Source organism: Malonomonas rubra (assembly GCF_003247215.1).
In the GTDB taxonomy this organism is placed as follows: Bacteria; Desulfobacterota; Desulfuromonadia; order Desulfuromonadales; family Geopsychrobacteraceae; genus Malonomonas; species Malonomonas rubra_A.
Window position 1 is genome coordinate 13,998 of the sequence record NZ_QKAP01000094.1, and the last position, 15,990, is coordinate 29,987.

Annotated in this window: 16 protein-coding genes; 11 read left to right on the top strand and 5 right to left on the bottom strand. The window is 54.7% G+C overall.

The features are described from left to right. Nucleotides 1-4 precede the first annotated feature (4 nt). Nucleotides 5-1,705 carry a methyl-accepting chemotaxis protein gene (locus Q7J88_RS10190; protein WP_303722080.1) on the top strand — a complete coding sequence of 567 codons (1,701 nt, stop codon included), beginning with the start codon at nucleotides 5-7 and terminating at the stop codon, nucleotides 1,703-1,705. A gap of 81 nt (nucleotides 1,706-1,786) precedes the next feature. On the opposite strand, the gene Q7J88_RS10195 is transcribed toward Q7J88_RS10190, so the two are convergent. Genes Q7J88_RS10195 through Q7J88_RS10210 form a run of 4 tightly spaced genes read right to left on the bottom strand, consistent with a single transcriptional unit; the run spans nucleotide 1,787 to nucleotide 7,094 of the window. Next, nucleotides 1,787-1,978: a DUF2892 domain-containing protein gene (locus Q7J88_RS10195; RefSeq protein WP_303722081.1), complete on the bottom strand. Its 192-nt coding sequence runs from the start codon at nucleotides 1,976-1,978 to the stop codon at nucleotides 1,787-1,789. A 27-nt stretch (nucleotides 1,979-2,005) separates the two neighbouring features. Next, a complete protein-coding gene (locus Q7J88_RS10200; RefSeq protein ID WP_303722082.1) occupies nucleotides 2,006-3,268 on the bottom strand; it encodes a hypothetical protein in 1,263 nt (420 codons plus the stop codon). 9 nt (nucleotides 3,269-3,277) lie between these two features. After that, entirely contained in the window at nucleotides 3,278-4,069 is a 792-nt protein-coding gene (locus Q7J88_RS10205; RefSeq protein WP_303722084.1) for an outer membrane lipoprotein-sorting protein, read from the bottom strand. Between the two features lies 1 nt (nucleotide 4,070). Further along, nucleotides 4,071-7,094 carry an RND family transporter gene (locus tag Q7J88_RS10210; protein WP_303722085.1) on the bottom strand — a complete coding sequence of 1,008 codons (3,024 nt, stop codon included), beginning with the start codon at nucleotides 7,092-7,094 and terminating at the stop codon, nucleotides 4,071-4,073. 181 nt (nucleotides 7,095-7,275) lie between these two features. Here Q7J88_RS10210 and Q7J88_RS10215 point away from each other — a divergent pair, with 181 nt between their 5' ends. From Q7J88_RS10215 to nifS, 8 genes are all read left to right on the top strand, one after another. After that, complete coding sequence (locus tag Q7J88_RS10215) at nucleotides 7,276-8,304, top strand: TRAP transporter substrate-binding protein (protein ID WP_303722086.1); 1,029 nt, start codon at nucleotides 7,276-7,278, stop codon at nucleotides 8,302-8,304. A gap of 209 nt (nucleotides 8,305-8,513) precedes the next feature. After that, nucleotides 8,514-9,554: a TRAP transporter substrate-binding protein gene (locus Q7J88_RS10220; RefSeq protein WP_303722087.1), complete on the top strand. Its 1,041-nt coding sequence runs from the start codon at nucleotides 8,514-8,516 to the stop codon at nucleotides 9,552-9,554. An 82-nt stretch (nucleotides 9,555-9,636) separates the two neighbouring features. Further along, nucleotides 9,637-10,146 carry a TRAP transporter small permease gene (locus tag Q7J88_RS10225; RefSeq protein ID WP_303722089.1) on the top strand — a complete coding sequence of 170 codons (510 nt, stop codon included), beginning with the start codon at nucleotides 9,637-9,639 and terminating at the stop codon, nucleotides 10,144-10,146. Nucleotides 10,147-10,149: 3 nt separating this feature from the next. After that, the gene (locus tag Q7J88_RS10230) at nucleotides 10,150-11,436 is read left to right on the top strand and encodes a TRAP transporter large permease (protein ID WP_303722090.1); all 1,287 of its coding nucleotides are present in this window, start codon (nucleotides 10,150-10,152) and stop codon (nucleotides 11,434-11,436) included. Between the two features lie 12 nt (nucleotides 11,437-11,448). Beyond that, complete coding sequence (locus tag Q7J88_RS10235; protein WP_303722091.1) at nucleotides 11,449-11,874, top strand: universal stress protein; 426 nt, start codon at nucleotides 11,449-11,451, stop codon at nucleotides 11,872-11,874. Nucleotides 11,875-12,033: 159 nt separating this feature from the next. Then, nucleotides 12,034-12,195: a hypothetical protein gene (locus Q7J88_RS10240; protein WP_303722092.1), complete on the top strand. Its 162-nt coding sequence runs from the start codon at nucleotides 12,034-12,036 to the stop codon at nucleotides 12,193-12,195. 164 nt (nucleotides 12,196-12,359) lie between these two features. Continuing rightward, nucleotides 12,360-13,292 carry an iron-sulfur cluster assembly scaffold protein gene (locus Q7J88_RS10245; protein ID WP_303722093.1) on the top strand — a complete coding sequence of 311 codons (933 nt, stop codon included), beginning with the start codon at nucleotides 12,360-12,362 and terminating at the stop codon, nucleotides 13,290-13,292. 10 nt (nucleotides 13,293-13,302) lie between these two features. Then, nucleotides 13,303-14,496: a cysteine desulfurase NifS gene (gene nifS / locus Q7J88_RS10250; RefSeq protein ID WP_303722094.1), complete on the top strand. Its 1,194-nt coding sequence runs from the start codon at nucleotides 13,303-13,305 to the stop codon at nucleotides 14,494-14,496. Nucleotides 14,497-14,572: 76 nt separating this feature from the next. Here nifS and Q7J88_RS10255 read toward each other — a convergent pair whose 3' ends face one another. After that, nucleotides 14,573-15,088: a Spy/CpxP family protein refolding chaperone gene (locus Q7J88_RS10255; RefSeq protein ID WP_303722095.1), complete on the bottom strand. Its 516-nt coding sequence runs from the start codon at nucleotides 15,086-15,088 to the stop codon at nucleotides 14,573-14,575. 143 nt (nucleotides 15,089-15,231) lie between these two features. Between Q7J88_RS10255 and Q7J88_RS10260 the strand changes: the two genes are divergently transcribed. Beyond that, nucleotides 15,232-15,600, top strand: a complete 369-nt coding sequence (locus Q7J88_RS10260) for a DUF1992 domain-containing protein (RefSeq protein WP_303722096.1) — start codon at nucleotides 15,232-15,234, stop codon at nucleotides 15,598-15,600. Between the two features lie 8 nt (nucleotides 15,601-15,608). After that, complete coding sequence (locus tag Q7J88_RS10265) at nucleotides 15,609-15,971, top strand: hypothetical protein (protein ID WP_303722097.1); 363 nt, start codon at nucleotides 15,609-15,611, stop codon at nucleotides 15,969-15,971. Nucleotides 15,972-15,990: the final 19 nt, after the last annotated feature.

The window sequence follows — 15,990 nt, forward strand, 5'->3', positions numbered from 1 at the left end:
TGTTATGCTTCAGGGACAGAGAAACGGTCTCAGCTATTTGAGAAAAGTTTTCTATTTTACCCATGTTATGGGCTTCTCCGCAGCCGTTCTGTTCCCTTTTGCCGTTTGGCCACTGATTGGCGACAAAGCCTTTACGGTTGGGTTTATCTTGATGACGGTGATGTTCGGTTACCTCGTTGCCGTTTCCTCCTACTTTTTTGTTCGCGCTACCATGAAAAAGCAGCTGCGCACCCAACTCGACATGCTAGAACCGCTGACCGGCAAAGTCGAGACCGGCAATGAAAGCTTGGAAACCATGGCAACCTTGCTCAGCGATGGCATCGATCAGGTTCAGGAGCTGTTTGAAGGGGTGATGAAGACCTCCGATAACTTGATTCCCTATTATCGTTCTCTCGGCCAGGCGGTGTTGTTTCTGGCCGATCGGGCCAATGAGGGACTCGCCGCAGCCAAGGTGACCAGTCAAGATGTTGAAATCATGGAAACCAAACAGAAGGATGTGGTGGCCCTGATTCGTGAATTGTCGAGCCAGTCGCAGGATGAAGCCGCCCTTTCACGCGAGCTGTCCCAATCGCTGGAAGAGATGGCAAGGGCAATGGATCACTCGACGGCGAAGTTTATCGAAACCACCACTGCGGTGGAAGAGATGACAGCCAGCGTTCGGGAAGTGGCTAATCAAGCGGAAGATATTGCTCGCTCGGTTGAAGAGACCGCTCAGCAGCTGGATACAATCGGCGAATCGTTCGAGCGCATCCGTAGCGGGTCCGCAGCTGGCAACGAAGCGGTACAGAAGGTCAAGCAGGATGCCGAGGAAGGGTTGCAGATGATGACCCAGACCCTTGGCGAGATAGACTTGATGGCGACCGAAAGTCAGCAGGCAATGGCGGCGATGGAGCGTTTGGCGCACCAGGCTCAGGAGGTCGGAAAGATTATCGGGGTCATCAAGGAGTTGGTCGGTGATACCGAATTGCTGGCGTTCAACGCGGCGATCATTGCCGCCAAAGCTGGTGACGAAGGGAAAGGGTTCGCCGTGGTCGCAGACGAGATCAAGGAACTCGCCGACCGGACGACCGATAGTGCTCAGGATATTCAGCGGATCATTCAGGCGATCAGCAAGGATACCGAAGAGGCGCTGACTGCGGTGGAAGCTACTGTTAAGCGGGTCAGCCAGGGGAAAGAGAATTCGCTGCGGACAGGTGATGCTCTTAACCAGATCGTACATTCAGTAGATCTGGCTTCGGCGGCGACCGATGAAATCAGTCATCTGACCAGCGCTCAGGGCGAGCGGGCTCGACTGATGCTCAACGAGGCCGGGCAGAGCTTGCGTTCGGTGCGCGCTGTCGCCAGGGCGATGAAGGAGCAGAGATCTGGCATCGGACGGATTCAGGATGGGGTGACGGAAATGAAGTCGGCTGCCGACCAGGTGGCCCGCGGAATGGATGAGCAATTGAGGGCGACCCGCGAGCTGGATCGCGGGTTGACGGAACGTGAAGTTCAGATCAAGTCGATCATGGACGCGAACAGTTTTCAGCAGCAGGCATCAAACCGGATTACCGCACACTTTACCAAGGTGGAAGATCGTCTGCACAAGAACGTGGCTAAAACCTCGACGATTTTTTCCGAGATTGATGAACTGGAGAAACTTACTGAGCGCTTGCGGCAGTTGGGGCAAAACTACATGGCCCAGATTTCAATCGGCAAGCACTAACTCTTTCGCCTGAAACTGTGCTGCTAAAAAAGCGAAAACTCCCTTTGGGAACTTCCGCTTTTTTTGTTTGCTGCCTTCTTTTCAGCCCTCTTTTATGCCCATTTTCCGCAAAATTGTCATCAGCGGGCACCAGTCGGTGAATGCACTCTGAAACAGGTTGAGACCGACAAAGGCTGTGAAGTAGAGCCAATAGGGCGAGTGTAGTTGGGACAAAGCAACGCTGAGTAGCACGAAAAATCCGGCAGCCAGACGTAAATAACGATTAACGGTCATGATTCTCTCCTTCTATTTATTGTCTTTTTAGAAACTGTATCTGAGCCCAGCATAGAGGTTTGAGTTGTCTTCAAGCTGGGCGAAAAAGGTCTGGGAACTAGCTCCGCCGAACAGGTTGCCGCCAGCGGTCAGCAGCCAATTGTCGGTCAGCTTATACTTCAGCATCGGGCGCAGGTAATAATCCTCATCGCTCGGTGACCAGTAGCTGAACAGGCTCAAGGTCAAGTTCTGCTGCAGGAGCAGTTTGGTCAGCCGCAAGGTGAGCACCTGCCGGTACTCATCGCGTGCCGACTGGTCAACCGGCAGGGCGGCCCAGTATTTGTCGTAATCGAGCAGCTGCTCCAAATAGAACTGCACGCTGCCGGTCAGCTCTTTGGAAATCTCATGTTCGTAGCCGGCCAGATAGCGCATTTCGCTGTTTGGCTGTCGCGGATTGTTCCCCTGTCGGTCTTGCCTGGAATCGTAAAGCCCAAGCTCCAGATTAAAGATTCCCCCCAGCCAAGCGCCTCGAGCGCTCACGCCGTAGACGTTCAGGCGGGTCGATGCAGCTTGTCCGCTGCTCGGGTTAAAGCCGACAGGGCTTTTCCAGTAGCCGCGGTAGCCGTACAGTGCCAATTCGTAACCTTCGATGTTCTTCGAAACGCGGGTCGCCAGCTCAAAGTCCTCAAACCACTCATCCGGCTGGTCGGCGTCAATCACCGCGTCCCGGCCGGCAATCCGGCCCAGGTTCGGGTTCCAGTAGGAGAGCCGTTCTCCGCTCAGGTAACGGTCGCTGTCGAAGCGGGGGGTAACGGCGATATCGATGGTCGCCCAAGCCGGGAACAGGCTGATCAGTGCTGCATCGGAGGGCGCTTTCAGATATTCCTCGTCGCGACCGATAAAGAAAGACTGCCAGTCTTTCGGAAACAGGTCGTTGATGAACAGCAGGTCGCCGGTGCCCCAAGTGAGGATCTGTCGGCCGATTTTTACATCCATGCTTAAGGTCGGTGAAAACAGCAGGTTCGCTTCGCGCAGATCGAAAATGCCATCACCGGTTTCCAGATCGACGCTTTCACCGGCAGTCACTTCGTCGGCGACGAAGTCACCGCGCAGTTGAACCAAGCCGATATCGTACTGGTAGTTGTAGTCGAGCTGTAGGCGGCCTTCCAGCAGGCTGGTATCGCGTTGGTAATCGTCATCCTGTAGGCGGCTGCCGGCCCGCAGGTCGGCGAAACCGTGCAGATCGACAAGCTCAAAAGCGAGCGCTGGACCCGGCAAAAGCAACAAACAGATCAGAAAAAAGCGCACCATGATTCCCTCTTAATTGCCGACTTCACGCGGCGGGCGACGCAGAAAGCGTTCGGTGAAGATACGTGGATTCAGGCCGATGTCGTAGCTGACGTTGCTGAAGCTGTTGACCGTGCTGGTTCCGGCCCGCAGGTCGGCGGCTTTGGCTTCGGTAACGGTCGGGTGACCGTCAATGGTCTGCACCTTCAGCGCTTCAACCTGGCGATAGGCCTGTCCCTGCCGGTCGTAATAGATCGCTTTAAGTGGCAGGAAATTCTGTTTGTCGATCCAGACCTGATACCAGGCAAACTCGACACTGTTCGCATCCTTCGGCTCATTGCGCAGCACATAGGCCTGGTCGGTCTCTTCGACTAGCTGATGGGTATCCTCATGGGTGCCGCGACCGGAGACATCCTCATAAAAGAAATCGGAGCCGACGAAGCTGGTCCGCTTGTCTCCCGGGGCGATCCGTTTTTTCAGGTTCAGCGCCGGCAGCCACAACCAGCGATCATCGTCGCGGCCGGCATTCTTCCAGACTAGGTAGGCCATTTTGCGCACATCTGCCGGTTCCTTGAAATAGACATAAAACTTCTGATCCTCCCCTTGGTCGTTCAGCCGCAGCATGGTGAACTCGCGGCTGCGGGTGCTGCCGTCGGGTGCGGTGATCGTCATGGTGATGTCGGCTTTGCCGTCCTTGCCGGCGTAGTAGGAAGCCCGGTTTGCCTTTTCGACGATTTCCTGCGCAGTCAATTCGGCTGCCAACAGGGGGGCGGCAAACAACAGCAGGGTAAAAAGGGCTAAAAGCATTGTGCGGAACGCTCTCATATCAGCTCTCCTTCGTGGTTGGGTCGGGGTCTTCTTTTTTGCGGAAGGCGTACTTCTGCAACGGGGTCAACAGCGCCGGCAGGATAAACAGGGTTGCCAGCCAGGAGACCGCCATGATGGTCGCTAGGAAGAAGCCGACGGTCTGGTAGGGGACCAGCGGCGCCAGCAGCAGCGGGGTGAAGCCGATGGCGATGATGATTGCGTTGCGGCTAATAGCCATCGCCGGCTCCATGAACATCTTCTTCGATGCGATTTCCCAGCTGCCGGTCTGCAGTTGCAGCTCGCGCGCGCGTTGCAGGAAATGGATGGCAAAGTCGACGCTGAGGCCGAGGGTCAGCGCGGAAAGCACCGCAACTGGCATGTCGTAGTCCTTGCCGACCAGGCCGATAATGCCGTAACAGATCATGATGGTGATGGACAGCGGGATCATTGCCAGCAAGCCGAACAGCGGTGAGCGGAACAGCATGATCATCATCACCAGCACGACGACGAAGGAACTGGCCAGCGAGGTCATCATGCCTTTGACCATCTTGTCCTGCCAGACCACGTTCAGGTAGGTCAGCCCGGCCCATTCGTGTTTCAACGGGGTCGGCGGCGGATTCTTGGCGATGTACTCCTCCAGATCGGCGACCACTGCAGCCATATCCTGATTATCTCCACTGGTCAGCTGCACCCAGACATTCGCTTCCTGATAATTGCGGGTCACCAGGTGAAACAGGCTGTCCTTCTTCTTCATCCCTTCCAGCTGGACAAACACCTGTCCGACCGCCGCGGCAGTGTCGGGGATACTGTTGAACGCCTGGTTTCGTTCACGATAGGCCTTTAGCTCTTCTTCGGAGAGGCCGCTGGGCGGTTCCAAATAGTTCAATTCGTAAGAAGCCTTCCTCAGCGCATCGACCGCCGAGGAAGTTTTTCCGACCACCGGGTTGGCAACCAGGTATTGCTGAAGCCGTTCGAGGTAATGGAGCATTTTCGGTTTTTTGAACAAGGGAGCGGTCAATTCCGCCTGCATTTCATAGACAAAGTCGACGAAGGATGCCTGCGTGTAGTGATCTGTCACCTGCAGCGCCGCAACGATCAAGTCCTCTCCCTGGAGATCGCTTTGCGGGGCGAGCTCTGCGTTGAGTTGCTGTTTGTACCTCTCCGGAATCCCATCGAGATCGGCGATCCGCTTGTGCAGGGTCTGTATGGTCAGACCCGCAGGGTCCAAATAGTTGATCTCGTCCGCCAAATCTGCCCAGACCGCGGTCGAACTGCTGTCGAGCTGTTCTGCCAGATGAACCAGCTCGACAAACGCCCGATTGGCAGCCTGACTGGGGAGCTTGCCATGTTGCCTGCTCAGTTCCGCCAGTTTTTTCTGAAAGAGTGCCGTTTCCTCCGGGTAGCGGTCGGCAAAACGTTTTTTGACCTCCGCTGCCATGATTTCCGCGCTTTGTTCGCAATCGCAGAGCCCCGGCTGGGTTTCTGAGAGGGTCAAGTAGGCGGTGTAGGTGCCACCGAAGTGGTTGTTGAGCACCCGATCCGCGATACGGATCTCATGTTTCGGGCTGAACCATTTAACCGGGTTGTCATTGACCTGAATGCGGCTGATGCCGATAACGGCAACCGCCACCAGGGCCGAGGTCACCAGCAGGATCGGTCGCCAACGCAGGGTGCTGAAGGCGCCCAGCCCTTCCAAAAAGCGGGTCAGCGTGCCGTTTTTCGGCGCATCCTCGCCATGTGAAATCTCCAGTTTTTTCAGTTGCTTTTCCGGAACCAGGGTCAGGATATAGGCTGGCACCAAGGTTATGCTCAGTACCCAGGCGACCGCCACCCCGAATGCGACATGCAGACCGAAAACCTGTACCGGCGGGATCGGGGTAGTCGCGAGGGAGGCGAAGCCGGCGATGGTGGTCAGCGAGGTGTAGAGCATCGGCCGGAACAGGTGGCCGATGACGTAGCGGATCGTTTCCGCCTTATCCTTGAAGCGCGGGTAGGTATCGTAGAACTCGCTGAGGATGTGGACCGAGTCGGCCACCGCGATCGGCATCAGGAAGATGGCGATCATCGAGCTCATGATGTGGACATCAAAGCCGAGGCCGATCAGCAGCCCCATGGTCGTGATGACGCTGATGATGGCGACGATCATCGGTGCAATGATCAGGTTCAGGTTGCGGAAAAAGAACAGCAGCAGCAGAAAGATGGCCAGTCCGGCCAGTGGTGCCGACGTTGCCATCTGCACCAGCATTTCAATGCCGAAGGTGTCTTCAGCGACCGGCAGGCCGGTGATGTAGAGTTGATCGGTTGCCGGCCAGTCAGCGGTCAGGTGCTCCACCAGCGTAGCGACGTTATAGCTGTAGATCTTCTTCTGGATCGGGATATAGAGGCAAATCGCCTTCTCGTCCTCAGAAACCAGTGTGCCAGCATAAAGTGGATTGTTCATCGCATCGTAACGGATGATCTCCGCTTCCGCCCTGTTTTTCGGCACCTGTTCCATCAGGTATTCGAGCTTCAGCGATCCTAGATCGGCCTGTTTGATGTTGTCCACCACGCTCGGTGCAATCAGTTCCCGCCCAATAATAATGCTCTTTCCTTCGGCGTCGAACAGGCGATTCGGCTGGTGATTGAAGGCGATATTCAGCGCTCGTTGCCAACTGCTCTGCGGGTTCAGGTTAATGGACCGCAGGCCGGTGTGATTGTTGTTCTCATCGAAAGTGGCGACCTCGGGAAGCCCGTTGCTCCCTTGCTGCAGGCTGAGCAGTTGTTTCGTCAAACGGTCTATGCGACCTAAGGTTGCTGGATTGAAAATTCCCGCCTCGTCGCTTTCGTTGACGATTCCGACTATCACGAAATCGTAAAGCGCGAACTTTTCTTTGACTTCGTGGTGGAACATCCGGACCGGTTCGTCGGCGGGCAGCATGTTCTCCGGATCATTGTCGAAGGTCACCTTCGGAAACTGGCTGGCGAAAAGCGCAGTAATGATCAGAGCTAGCAACAGAATTAGGCGCGGAAAGCGGATGCTGAAATTGGTCAGCCATAGTTTCATGGAATGTGTCCTCTTCGAGAAATATATCAAAAACAATATATATAAAAAATGGCAAATGTCAAGGAGAAGAAAACCACCCACAATTTAATAATCATAACCCGTTCCATAGTCCAGAGTTTTGTGCGAGAATGCCGCCGGAGCTTTAGTGAGATAACAATTATTTTTATCGAGGAGAAACACAATGAAGTGTCGTGATTTGCTTTGCCTGCTATTTTCCCTACTGTGGCTGCCGCTGACTGTATCCGCCGCCGATCCGTTGGCAACCTGGCAGCCGAAATTCGATCCCAGCGGCGCTGAATATACTTACCTGCTGTCGACTGTCGCCCACCCGGCCATCGAAGGGGGCACCGTCGGCTACCGCATCCGCGATCGGGTCTGGAAGGAGTCGAACGGGCGGCTCTACGTTGACTATAGACCGATTTCGCAACTGGGCGGGGAAAAGGACGTGCTGCGCAAGCTGCAGATGGGGGCTGTCCAAGGAATGCTCTGCTCCTCGGTGCTTGCTCCCAACGTTTCACCGCGGCTCGGCATTGTCAATCTTCCTTTCTTGATCGATAGCTTTGCCAAGCTGGATCAGTTTCGTGACAATGCGGAGTTGTTCCGTGAGTTCGGTGCCGACGCCGACAAAAAAGGGATCATGGTCGTCGATTTTACCGGTTATGGAAGTTATGGCTGGGCGACCAAGACCCCTGTCACCACCCTCAAGGAAGCTAAACAGCAGATTTTTCGCATCGCCCAGGCTCCGGTGAACGTCGACCTCTATAAGGCCTGGGGTGTTCAGTTCACGGTTATGCCGTGGCCGGATGTGCCGCAGGCTCTGCAGACCGGTGTCATCAGCGGTCTCGATCATACTCCTATCGTCTGTAACATCACCAAGAAGTTCACTGTGGCCAAAGCGTACACCAACATCGACTATGCTCAGGGATTATATGTGCACCTGATGAACAAGCGCTGGTTCAATGTGCTACCGCAGGATCTGCAGCAGATTTTGCTAACCGCCATCTCTGAAGAGAGCGCGGCTGTGCGTGCCTTGACCGAACAACAGCAGCTTGCTCAGATCGCCGCCGCTAAAGCGAACGGCATTGTATTTAATAATTTATCTGCAGCGGAAAAGGGGCGATTGGTCGAATTGGCAGAGCCGGTCGTACAGAAGTGGGGCGAGAAAATCGGCCTCGATTATCTGCACAAGGTGCGGAGTGTGCTTAACTGACTAATTTTAAAAAATTTGCCCCTTGCATTAAGCGCCCCGTGAAAGGTTCACTTTGCGGGCCGTTCTATTTTTTCGAACACTCCTTTCTGCTTGACCGAATCTTCTGCGAGAGCTTATCTTTTAGGCCTAAGTTGTTGAATTTGTGTAAATCTAACTTTTTTTTACACTAACCAAACACCATTTTGTTTATTACTGAAGGAGGTTTCTCGATGAAGAGATTGCTGGTTGTGTTGCTGGTTCTTGTGCTTTGTCTGCCGGCCGCTGTTTTGGCAGAGGAAAAAAAAGATCCCTTGGCCGCATGGCAGCCGAAGTTTGATCCGAGTGGTGCCAAATATGTTTACCTGCTTTCCAACCTCTCCCACCCGGTAATTGAAGGGGTGGCCGCAGGGTATCGCATCCGCGATAAAGTCTGGGAAGCCACCAATGGTCAGATTTACGTTGATTACCGTCCCCTGCTGCAACTTGGCGGGGAGAAGGATGTCTATAACAAGGTCAAGATGGGTGCAATTCAAGGCATGCTCAGCTCGTCGGTTTTTGCAGGCGGCAATGTGGCGGACAAGATGGGGATCATCAACCTCCCCTATATTGTGGACACTTTCGACAAGCTCGATACCTTCCGCAACACTCCGGAAACCTGGGAGCCGTTTGCCAATTCTTCCGCCAACAAGGGTGTTCTAGCGATCGACATTACCAACTATGGTCTTTATGGCTGGGCGACCACCGAACCTGTTAAAACCATTGCTGATGCCAAAAAGGTCTTGTTCCGGATTGCCGAGGCTCCCGTTAACGCCGATACCTACAATGCCTGGGGTTTGCAATTCACCGTTATGCCATGGGGCGACGTTCCGCAAGCGTTGCAAACAGGGGTTATTACTGGCCTGGACCATACTGCCATCGTTTGCAACATCACCAAAAAGTTCACTATTGCCAAAAACTTCACCGAGCTGAATTACGCACAGGGGTTGTTTGTTCACCTGATCAACAAGCGCTGGCTGGAAAAACTTCCGGAGGATTTGCGGAAAACTTTCCTGGAGGTTGTTCGCGAAGAAAGCGCCCATACGCGTGAGTTGACCCGACAGCAGCATGAAAAGCAGGTGGCCGCGGCGAAAGAGGCCGGTGTTGAATTCCACAAGCTGTCCGATGCTGAGATCGCCGAACTGAAGAAACTGGCCGAGCCGGTTATTGAGAAGTGGGGCAAGAAGATCGGTCCCGACTATCTGGCGACGGTTCGCGCAAAGCTTGGCAGTTAATACCAATATCTGTATAATCGATCCGTTTTATGGGGTCGGGGAAAACTCCCCGGCCCCTTTTCTTTTGCGGAAAGATTTTGAAATGCTCAAAAAAACCTTTAAAGCGATCGATCGGAGCTTCCTCTTCGTCGAAGAATGGTCACTGTTCGTGGCGGTTGTCATCGCCCTGGTGACGGCGATGGCCAACGTGGTGCTGCGCAAGCTGACCAGCGATGTCAGCCTCTACTGGTCGGACGAGGTGGTGCGGAAGGTCATCTTTTTTTCCACCTACATCGGCTGCGTGGCGGCAGTCCGTAGTCGCTCGCTGATCCGCATCGACGCCCTGCCGCAGTTGATGCCGGTATTGAAGAAGCCGCTCACCCTCTTTTCGCACTTGGTGGTGCTGCTCTTCTCCGGGGTGATGGTGAACCTCGGCTGGCAGATGACGATGATGATGTATCAGGACGAATATGCCCGCACCACCACTCTGCAGATTCCGGAGTGGTACTTCTATATTGTCCTGCCGATCATGGGGGGGATGATGTTTGTCCGCACTTTGATCGTGATGGTCGAGGATTGGCGCGGTAAAACAGAGATTACGGGGGAGAATTAAGCGATGGAAACCAGCTACCTGTTGATTCTCGCCATCCTGCTCGGCTGCCTCGCGACCACCGTACCGGTCTTTATGGCGCTGTTCTTTACCGGCACTGTCGGACTGGTCTACCTGATCGGCATCGATCCGCAGATCGTTATCGAAGTGCTCTATCGCAGCATGGACAAATTCGCCCTGATCGTGGTGATGTTCTTTGTGCTCTGTGGCAACATCATGACCACTGGCTCGATCGTCGAGAAGTTGATCAAGACTGCTAATGTATTGGTTGGTTTTTTGCCCGGCGGTCTGGCGATGGCAGGTGTTTTGGCTTGCGGCTTTTTCGGTGCAATCTCCGGTTCGACGGTTGCTACCGTGGTTGCCATTGGCGGTTTCATGATTCCGGCGCTGATTCAGAACGATTACGATGAGCGTTTCTCGGTCGGCATCATGACCACCGCGCCGATCCTCGGCGTTATCATCCCGCCATCGATCGCAATGATCCTCTATGCCATGGTTAGTAATGACGCCCTCGAAGCCCTGTTCCTGACCGGATTTATCCCCGGCATCCTGATCATGATCGCGATGAGTGTTTATGCCTACCTCGTCTGTAAGAAGCGGGGGATGAAAACTACCGAACGGCCAAGCATGAAAGAAGCGTTGGCTGTGATGAAGGAAAGTGTTTGGGCGCTGTTCCTGCCAGTCCTGATTTTCGGCGGTATCTACTCCGGTATGTTCACTGCCAACGAGGCGGCAGTGGTCGCCTGCTTCTATGCCTTCCTTGTTGAAATCTTTATACATAAGTCGATGAAACTGCAGCAGGTGAAAAAGGTTATTGTTTCCTCGGCGGTTACCTCGGCGACCCTGCTGATTATCGTCGCCGGGGCCTCGGTGTTTGGTGAGTATCTAACCTTCGAGCAGATCCCGAACAAGATCGCCAATGCGGTCGTTAACAGTATTTCCTCCCCTTGGGTGTTCCTGCTTTCGGTCAACCTGCTGCTGCTGCTGATCGGCATGTTCATGGATATTATCTCGGCGACCCTGATCCTGACGCCGATCTTTCTGCCGCTGCTCTCCAAGTTTGGCATCGATACAATGCACTTCGGCCTGCTGATGACCATCAATCTGGGGATCGGCTACTGTACACCGCCGCTCGGGGTCAGCCTATATATCTCCGGGGCGACGGTCGATCGCGATCTTTTGTATGTTTCTCGCGCGGTGATGCCCTTTTTGTTGATTCAGATTGCTATACTATTGGTATTGACCTTCTGGCCCGATCTGGTGTTGCTGTTGCCAAGATGGGTCTACGGCTGATAGGAGTGCGCTATGAATCCGAAAATCCTGATCCCGGTTGATGATTCCCCCACCTCGCTGAAAACAGTCGAAGCGGTGATTGCGCATAAAGAGAGGTTCCCGAAAAAGGTGACCCTACTGCATGTGGTCAACGATCAGCTCGCTTACCGGATGATTCCCGATTTTCAGATTGAGATGGTGCGCGAGAATGCTGGCAAGGCGGGGCAGGTTAAACTTGAGCAGATCGGGGCGCTGTTGCATGAGGCCGGCTTCGAACCGGAGCTGCGCCTCGAATACGGTCCGCCACGGCGGTTGATCCCGCAGATCGCCAACGACGAGGAGTTTCAGTTGTTGGTGATTGGTCGGCATGCCGGAACCGGAGAGATTCGCGATGTGCTGTTCGGTTCGGTGGCCAACTACGTTCTTCACAACGTCAAGTGTCCGGTGCTGCTATTCTAGTTTTTGGCTAACGTCGACACTTTTAATAGGAATGCGGGCTTTTTGGCGAAGCCCGCTTTTTTTGTTTTCCCGTTGATTGCAACCCGGCAGCATGATGCTAGAATTTAATTCTAGTTCTGGTAAAAAATTCCGTAAATGGTTGGCAAAAAGGGGTTGTCAATGGATCGCAAAAAGCAGAATGATCCGTCCCTGAAGGATTATCGTGAGGAACTCCGAGTTTTGCGGGATAGTGACTACTGGAACTATCTGCCGAGGAAAACCCAGGCAAACATCCTCAACCTGATCGGCGACCAACATTCCCCGTATCCCAAAGACCAATAGCGCATTTCCCGTCTGAAATTTCCTTGCCTTTAGGCAAGTGACCGACGCTCTGGTAGGCTGTTTTCACCCGCAGGTTTTGCGCTAAACTGTAACTAGAGTTCCATTCAAACGGTATAAAGGGCACAGCAGCGTTCCGTCTTCTCCAGCCGGGAAAGGAGGAAGGGATGCCTTGGGAATATAGTGAAAAGGTGCTGCAGCTGTTCAGAGAGGCGGTCCAGGGGAGCGGTGGAACCCATATGGGAGAGCTCGAGGCTCCCGACGGCTTCGGCGAACACGGCTCGATTGTCTGCGGCGACGCCCTGCGCTTCGCCTTCCGCGTTAAACGTCACCCCACCGATCCGACCCGCGACATTATCACCGAGGCGCACTATTTGACCTTCGGCTGCACTTCGGCGATTGCTGCCTCCGAAGCGCTCTGCTGCGTTCTGGAAAAACAGGCCAAAACCCCGCTGGAAGCGTTGCGGATCACCAATCAGGATCTGATCGATTATCTCGGGGGCTTGCCCGATCAGAAGATCCACTGTTCGGTAATGGGTGCCGAGGCTCTGAAGGCGGCGGTCATCGACTGGGCGAAAAAGCGCGGGGTCGACCTGAGCGGGTATCTTCCCACGCAACTGGAGCGGCAGGAGGAAGGGCGGCTGGTTTGCAAGTGCTTCTCGGTTTCTGAACCGTACCTGCGGCGCAAGATCCGCGAGCTGCAGCTGCATTCGGTGGAAGCGATCACCAACGCCCTGAAAGCAGGTGGCGGCTGTGGTGCCTGCCGCTATGCTCCCGGCGGGCTGAAGGATCTGCTCGACGAATGCTGGGGAACGATCAGCGAATCGGAAGCCGTTGCCGAAACGCCGGTTGCCCCGGAACCGCTCTCCCCCTATCAATTGGGGAAAAAGGTTGAACAGATCATCGAGACCGTGATCCGGCCGCTATTGCAACGGGATGGCGGCGATATCGAACTGATCGATATCAAGGGGCAGCAGGTCTATTGCCGTCTGATCGGTGCCTGTGCGACCTGTCCCGGATCGGCACAGACCTTCAAGCTGCTGGTGGAACAGAAGCTCAAAGAGGAGTTCTCTGAACAGCTGCAGCTGATCGCTGTGTGAAGGGGGAAGCATGAGGACGATCTATGTCGATAACAACGCCACTACCGCCATCGCCCCGGAGGTGTTGGAGGTGATGCAGCCCTACTTTACCAGCGAATACTTTAACCCGAGCTCGATGTACACCGCAGCGCAATCCACAGCCGCGGCGATCCGTCAGGCCAGGGAGACTATTGCCAATTGCTTGAACGCCGGTGCCCCCGAGCAGTTGCTGTTTACCGGCTCCGCGACCGAAAGCAACAACAGCGCCCTGTTCGGTACGGTGCAGGCCAATTCGCAGCGCCACCATGTTATTACCACGGCGGTTGAGCACCCGTCGGTGCTGGAGGTTTGCAAGGAGCTGCAGCGACGCGGGCTGGAAGTCGATTTCCTGCCAGTCAACCGGCAGGGCGAGCTGGAGATGCGTGATTATGTCAAGGCGCTGCGCAGGGATACCCTGCTGGTGACTATCATGCTGGCCAACAATGAAACCGGGGTCTGCTACCCGGTCGCCGAGCTGGTCCGGATCGCCAAGGAAACCGATCCGCAGATCATCTTTCATACCGACGCCACCCAGGCGATCGGCAAACTGCCGGTCGACCTGCAGGGTGATTTGCGGCATGTCGATCTGCTCTCCTTTTCCGGGCACAAGCTGCACGCCCCCAAAGGGGTCGGGGCGTTGTTTGTGCGGCGTGGCACCCGCTGGCAGCCGTTTATCCTAGGTGGTCACCAGGAACGGGGGTTGCGGGCAGGAACCGAAAACGTTCCCTATATCGTCGGGCTGGCCAAGGCGTGTGAATTGGCAGTGGCCGGGGTCGATGAGGAGCAGACACGGGTTCGGCAACTGCGCGACCGGTTGCAATCTGCATTGTATGAGTGCATCCCGGCTCTGGAGGTGAACGGCAGCGAAGCACAGCGGCTGCCAAACACCCTGAATCTGGCGATCCACGGCATCGAGGGGGAAGCGATCCTGTTCGAGTTGAGTCGCTACGGTATCTGTGCCTCGAGCGGTTCCGCCTGTACTTCCGGATCTCTCGATCCTTCGCACGTGCTCAAGGCGATGGCTGTTCCATTTACCGCCATTCATGGCTCATTGCGGATCAGCCTCAGTCGCTATAACGATGAACAGGATGTTAAGCGGATCATCGAGGTTTTGCCGGAGATTGTCGCCAATCTGCGGAAACTTTCCCCCTACTGGGATGACCAGCGCAACTGCCTGAAGGTTTAGGTGCGCGCAATTAAAAAGCGGACCCTCGTAGTGAGGGTCCGTTTTTGTTAAACGGTGGCGGTTCGGTTCTGGAGGTTTAGAACCTAAAGCCTCGACCACCGTGACGACCGTTTTCGTGCCCACCCATCAGGCCACCCAGGGTTTTTGCTTTGGCCTGCTGTTCCGGGGTCAGAATCGCATACAGTTGCTGCTGCAGCTTGGCCCGATCGACCATCATTTCGGTTTTCAGTTCTGCCTGTTTTGCGGACTTGGCCCGGAAATCAGCCTCGTCAAAGGTGTCGGCAAAACGAGCTTCGCGCATGGCATCGCGAGCGGCCTGCATTTGCTCGCGCTGTTGCTGATGGTTCTGCCACTGTTGATTGAACAAAGCTTCAACCTTGGCCTGCTGATCATCGGTCAGATCGAGTACCGTCGTCATCATCTCCAGACGATGGTCCATCCGGTCCTCGTGCTGTTCATAATTCATTGGCCCCGTTCCCCGGCCGCTGCCATCGCCGCCGCAACCGCCAAAACCGTAGGGACCTGCAAATGCCAGGCTGCCGGTTAACAGAGTGCCGAGAACCAAAGTTGGAATCAAAACGCGTTTTTTCATGATCAATCTCCTTTATGTGGGTTTGTGTGTCATCGTTTCGATGACTCTACTATAAGGAAAAGAATCTAAAGAGCGGGTTAAGAGCTGTGCGGCTTGTGTAAAGTTTTGTAAACTGTACAGAAGGATCGTTTTGCAGAGGTGTCATGGATATTCTGGCTAAAGTTGCGGAGCAAAAAATCGCAGCGGCAATTGCGCGTGGTGAGCTGGATAACCTCAGCCTGCAGGGACAGCCGATTCATCAAGAGGATGATCGCTTGGTTCCGGATGAACTGCGCATGGGCTACAAGATTTTGAAAAATGCCGGGATCTTGCCGGAAGAGCTGCAGCTGAAGCAGGAGTTGATAAAATTACAGGATCTGCTGGATGGCTGCCGTGACGAGGATCTGCGGTTGCAGTTGCAGAAAAAACGGACAGCCAAGCAGCTGGCTTATGATCTGCTGATGGAAAAGCGGCGCCCCTCTGCGGCTCATCGACAATATCAGCAGCAAATTCAACGTAAACTGGGATTTTAGAGGGTCGCATGTTACCGGAAAATCCATTCGAGCGTTGGCGGTTATTACCACTCAATCAGGTCGCGGCGTTAAAATTGAAAGAAGCGGGCGAGTCGTCAGACAGTGAACGATTGCCGGTTTTTCAGTTGATGACCTGGGGCTTGGTCAACGGGGTCCGGCCGACCCATCGGCGCACGGCTCAGGAATTGCTCCGACTGCAGTACCAGAACCCGGCCGAAGCCTTTACCTATTTGACTAGTAATATTCCAGGGGGGCTGTCGGGATTGCAGCGTAAATTACTGAAAATGACACCAAAGGAAGCGGCTGCCGAACTGCTGGATACCCTCGATATGCGCTTGAAGGCCGATCCGCGAAATCCTTATGGTCGCTAAAAATTGAATGAAAATCAGC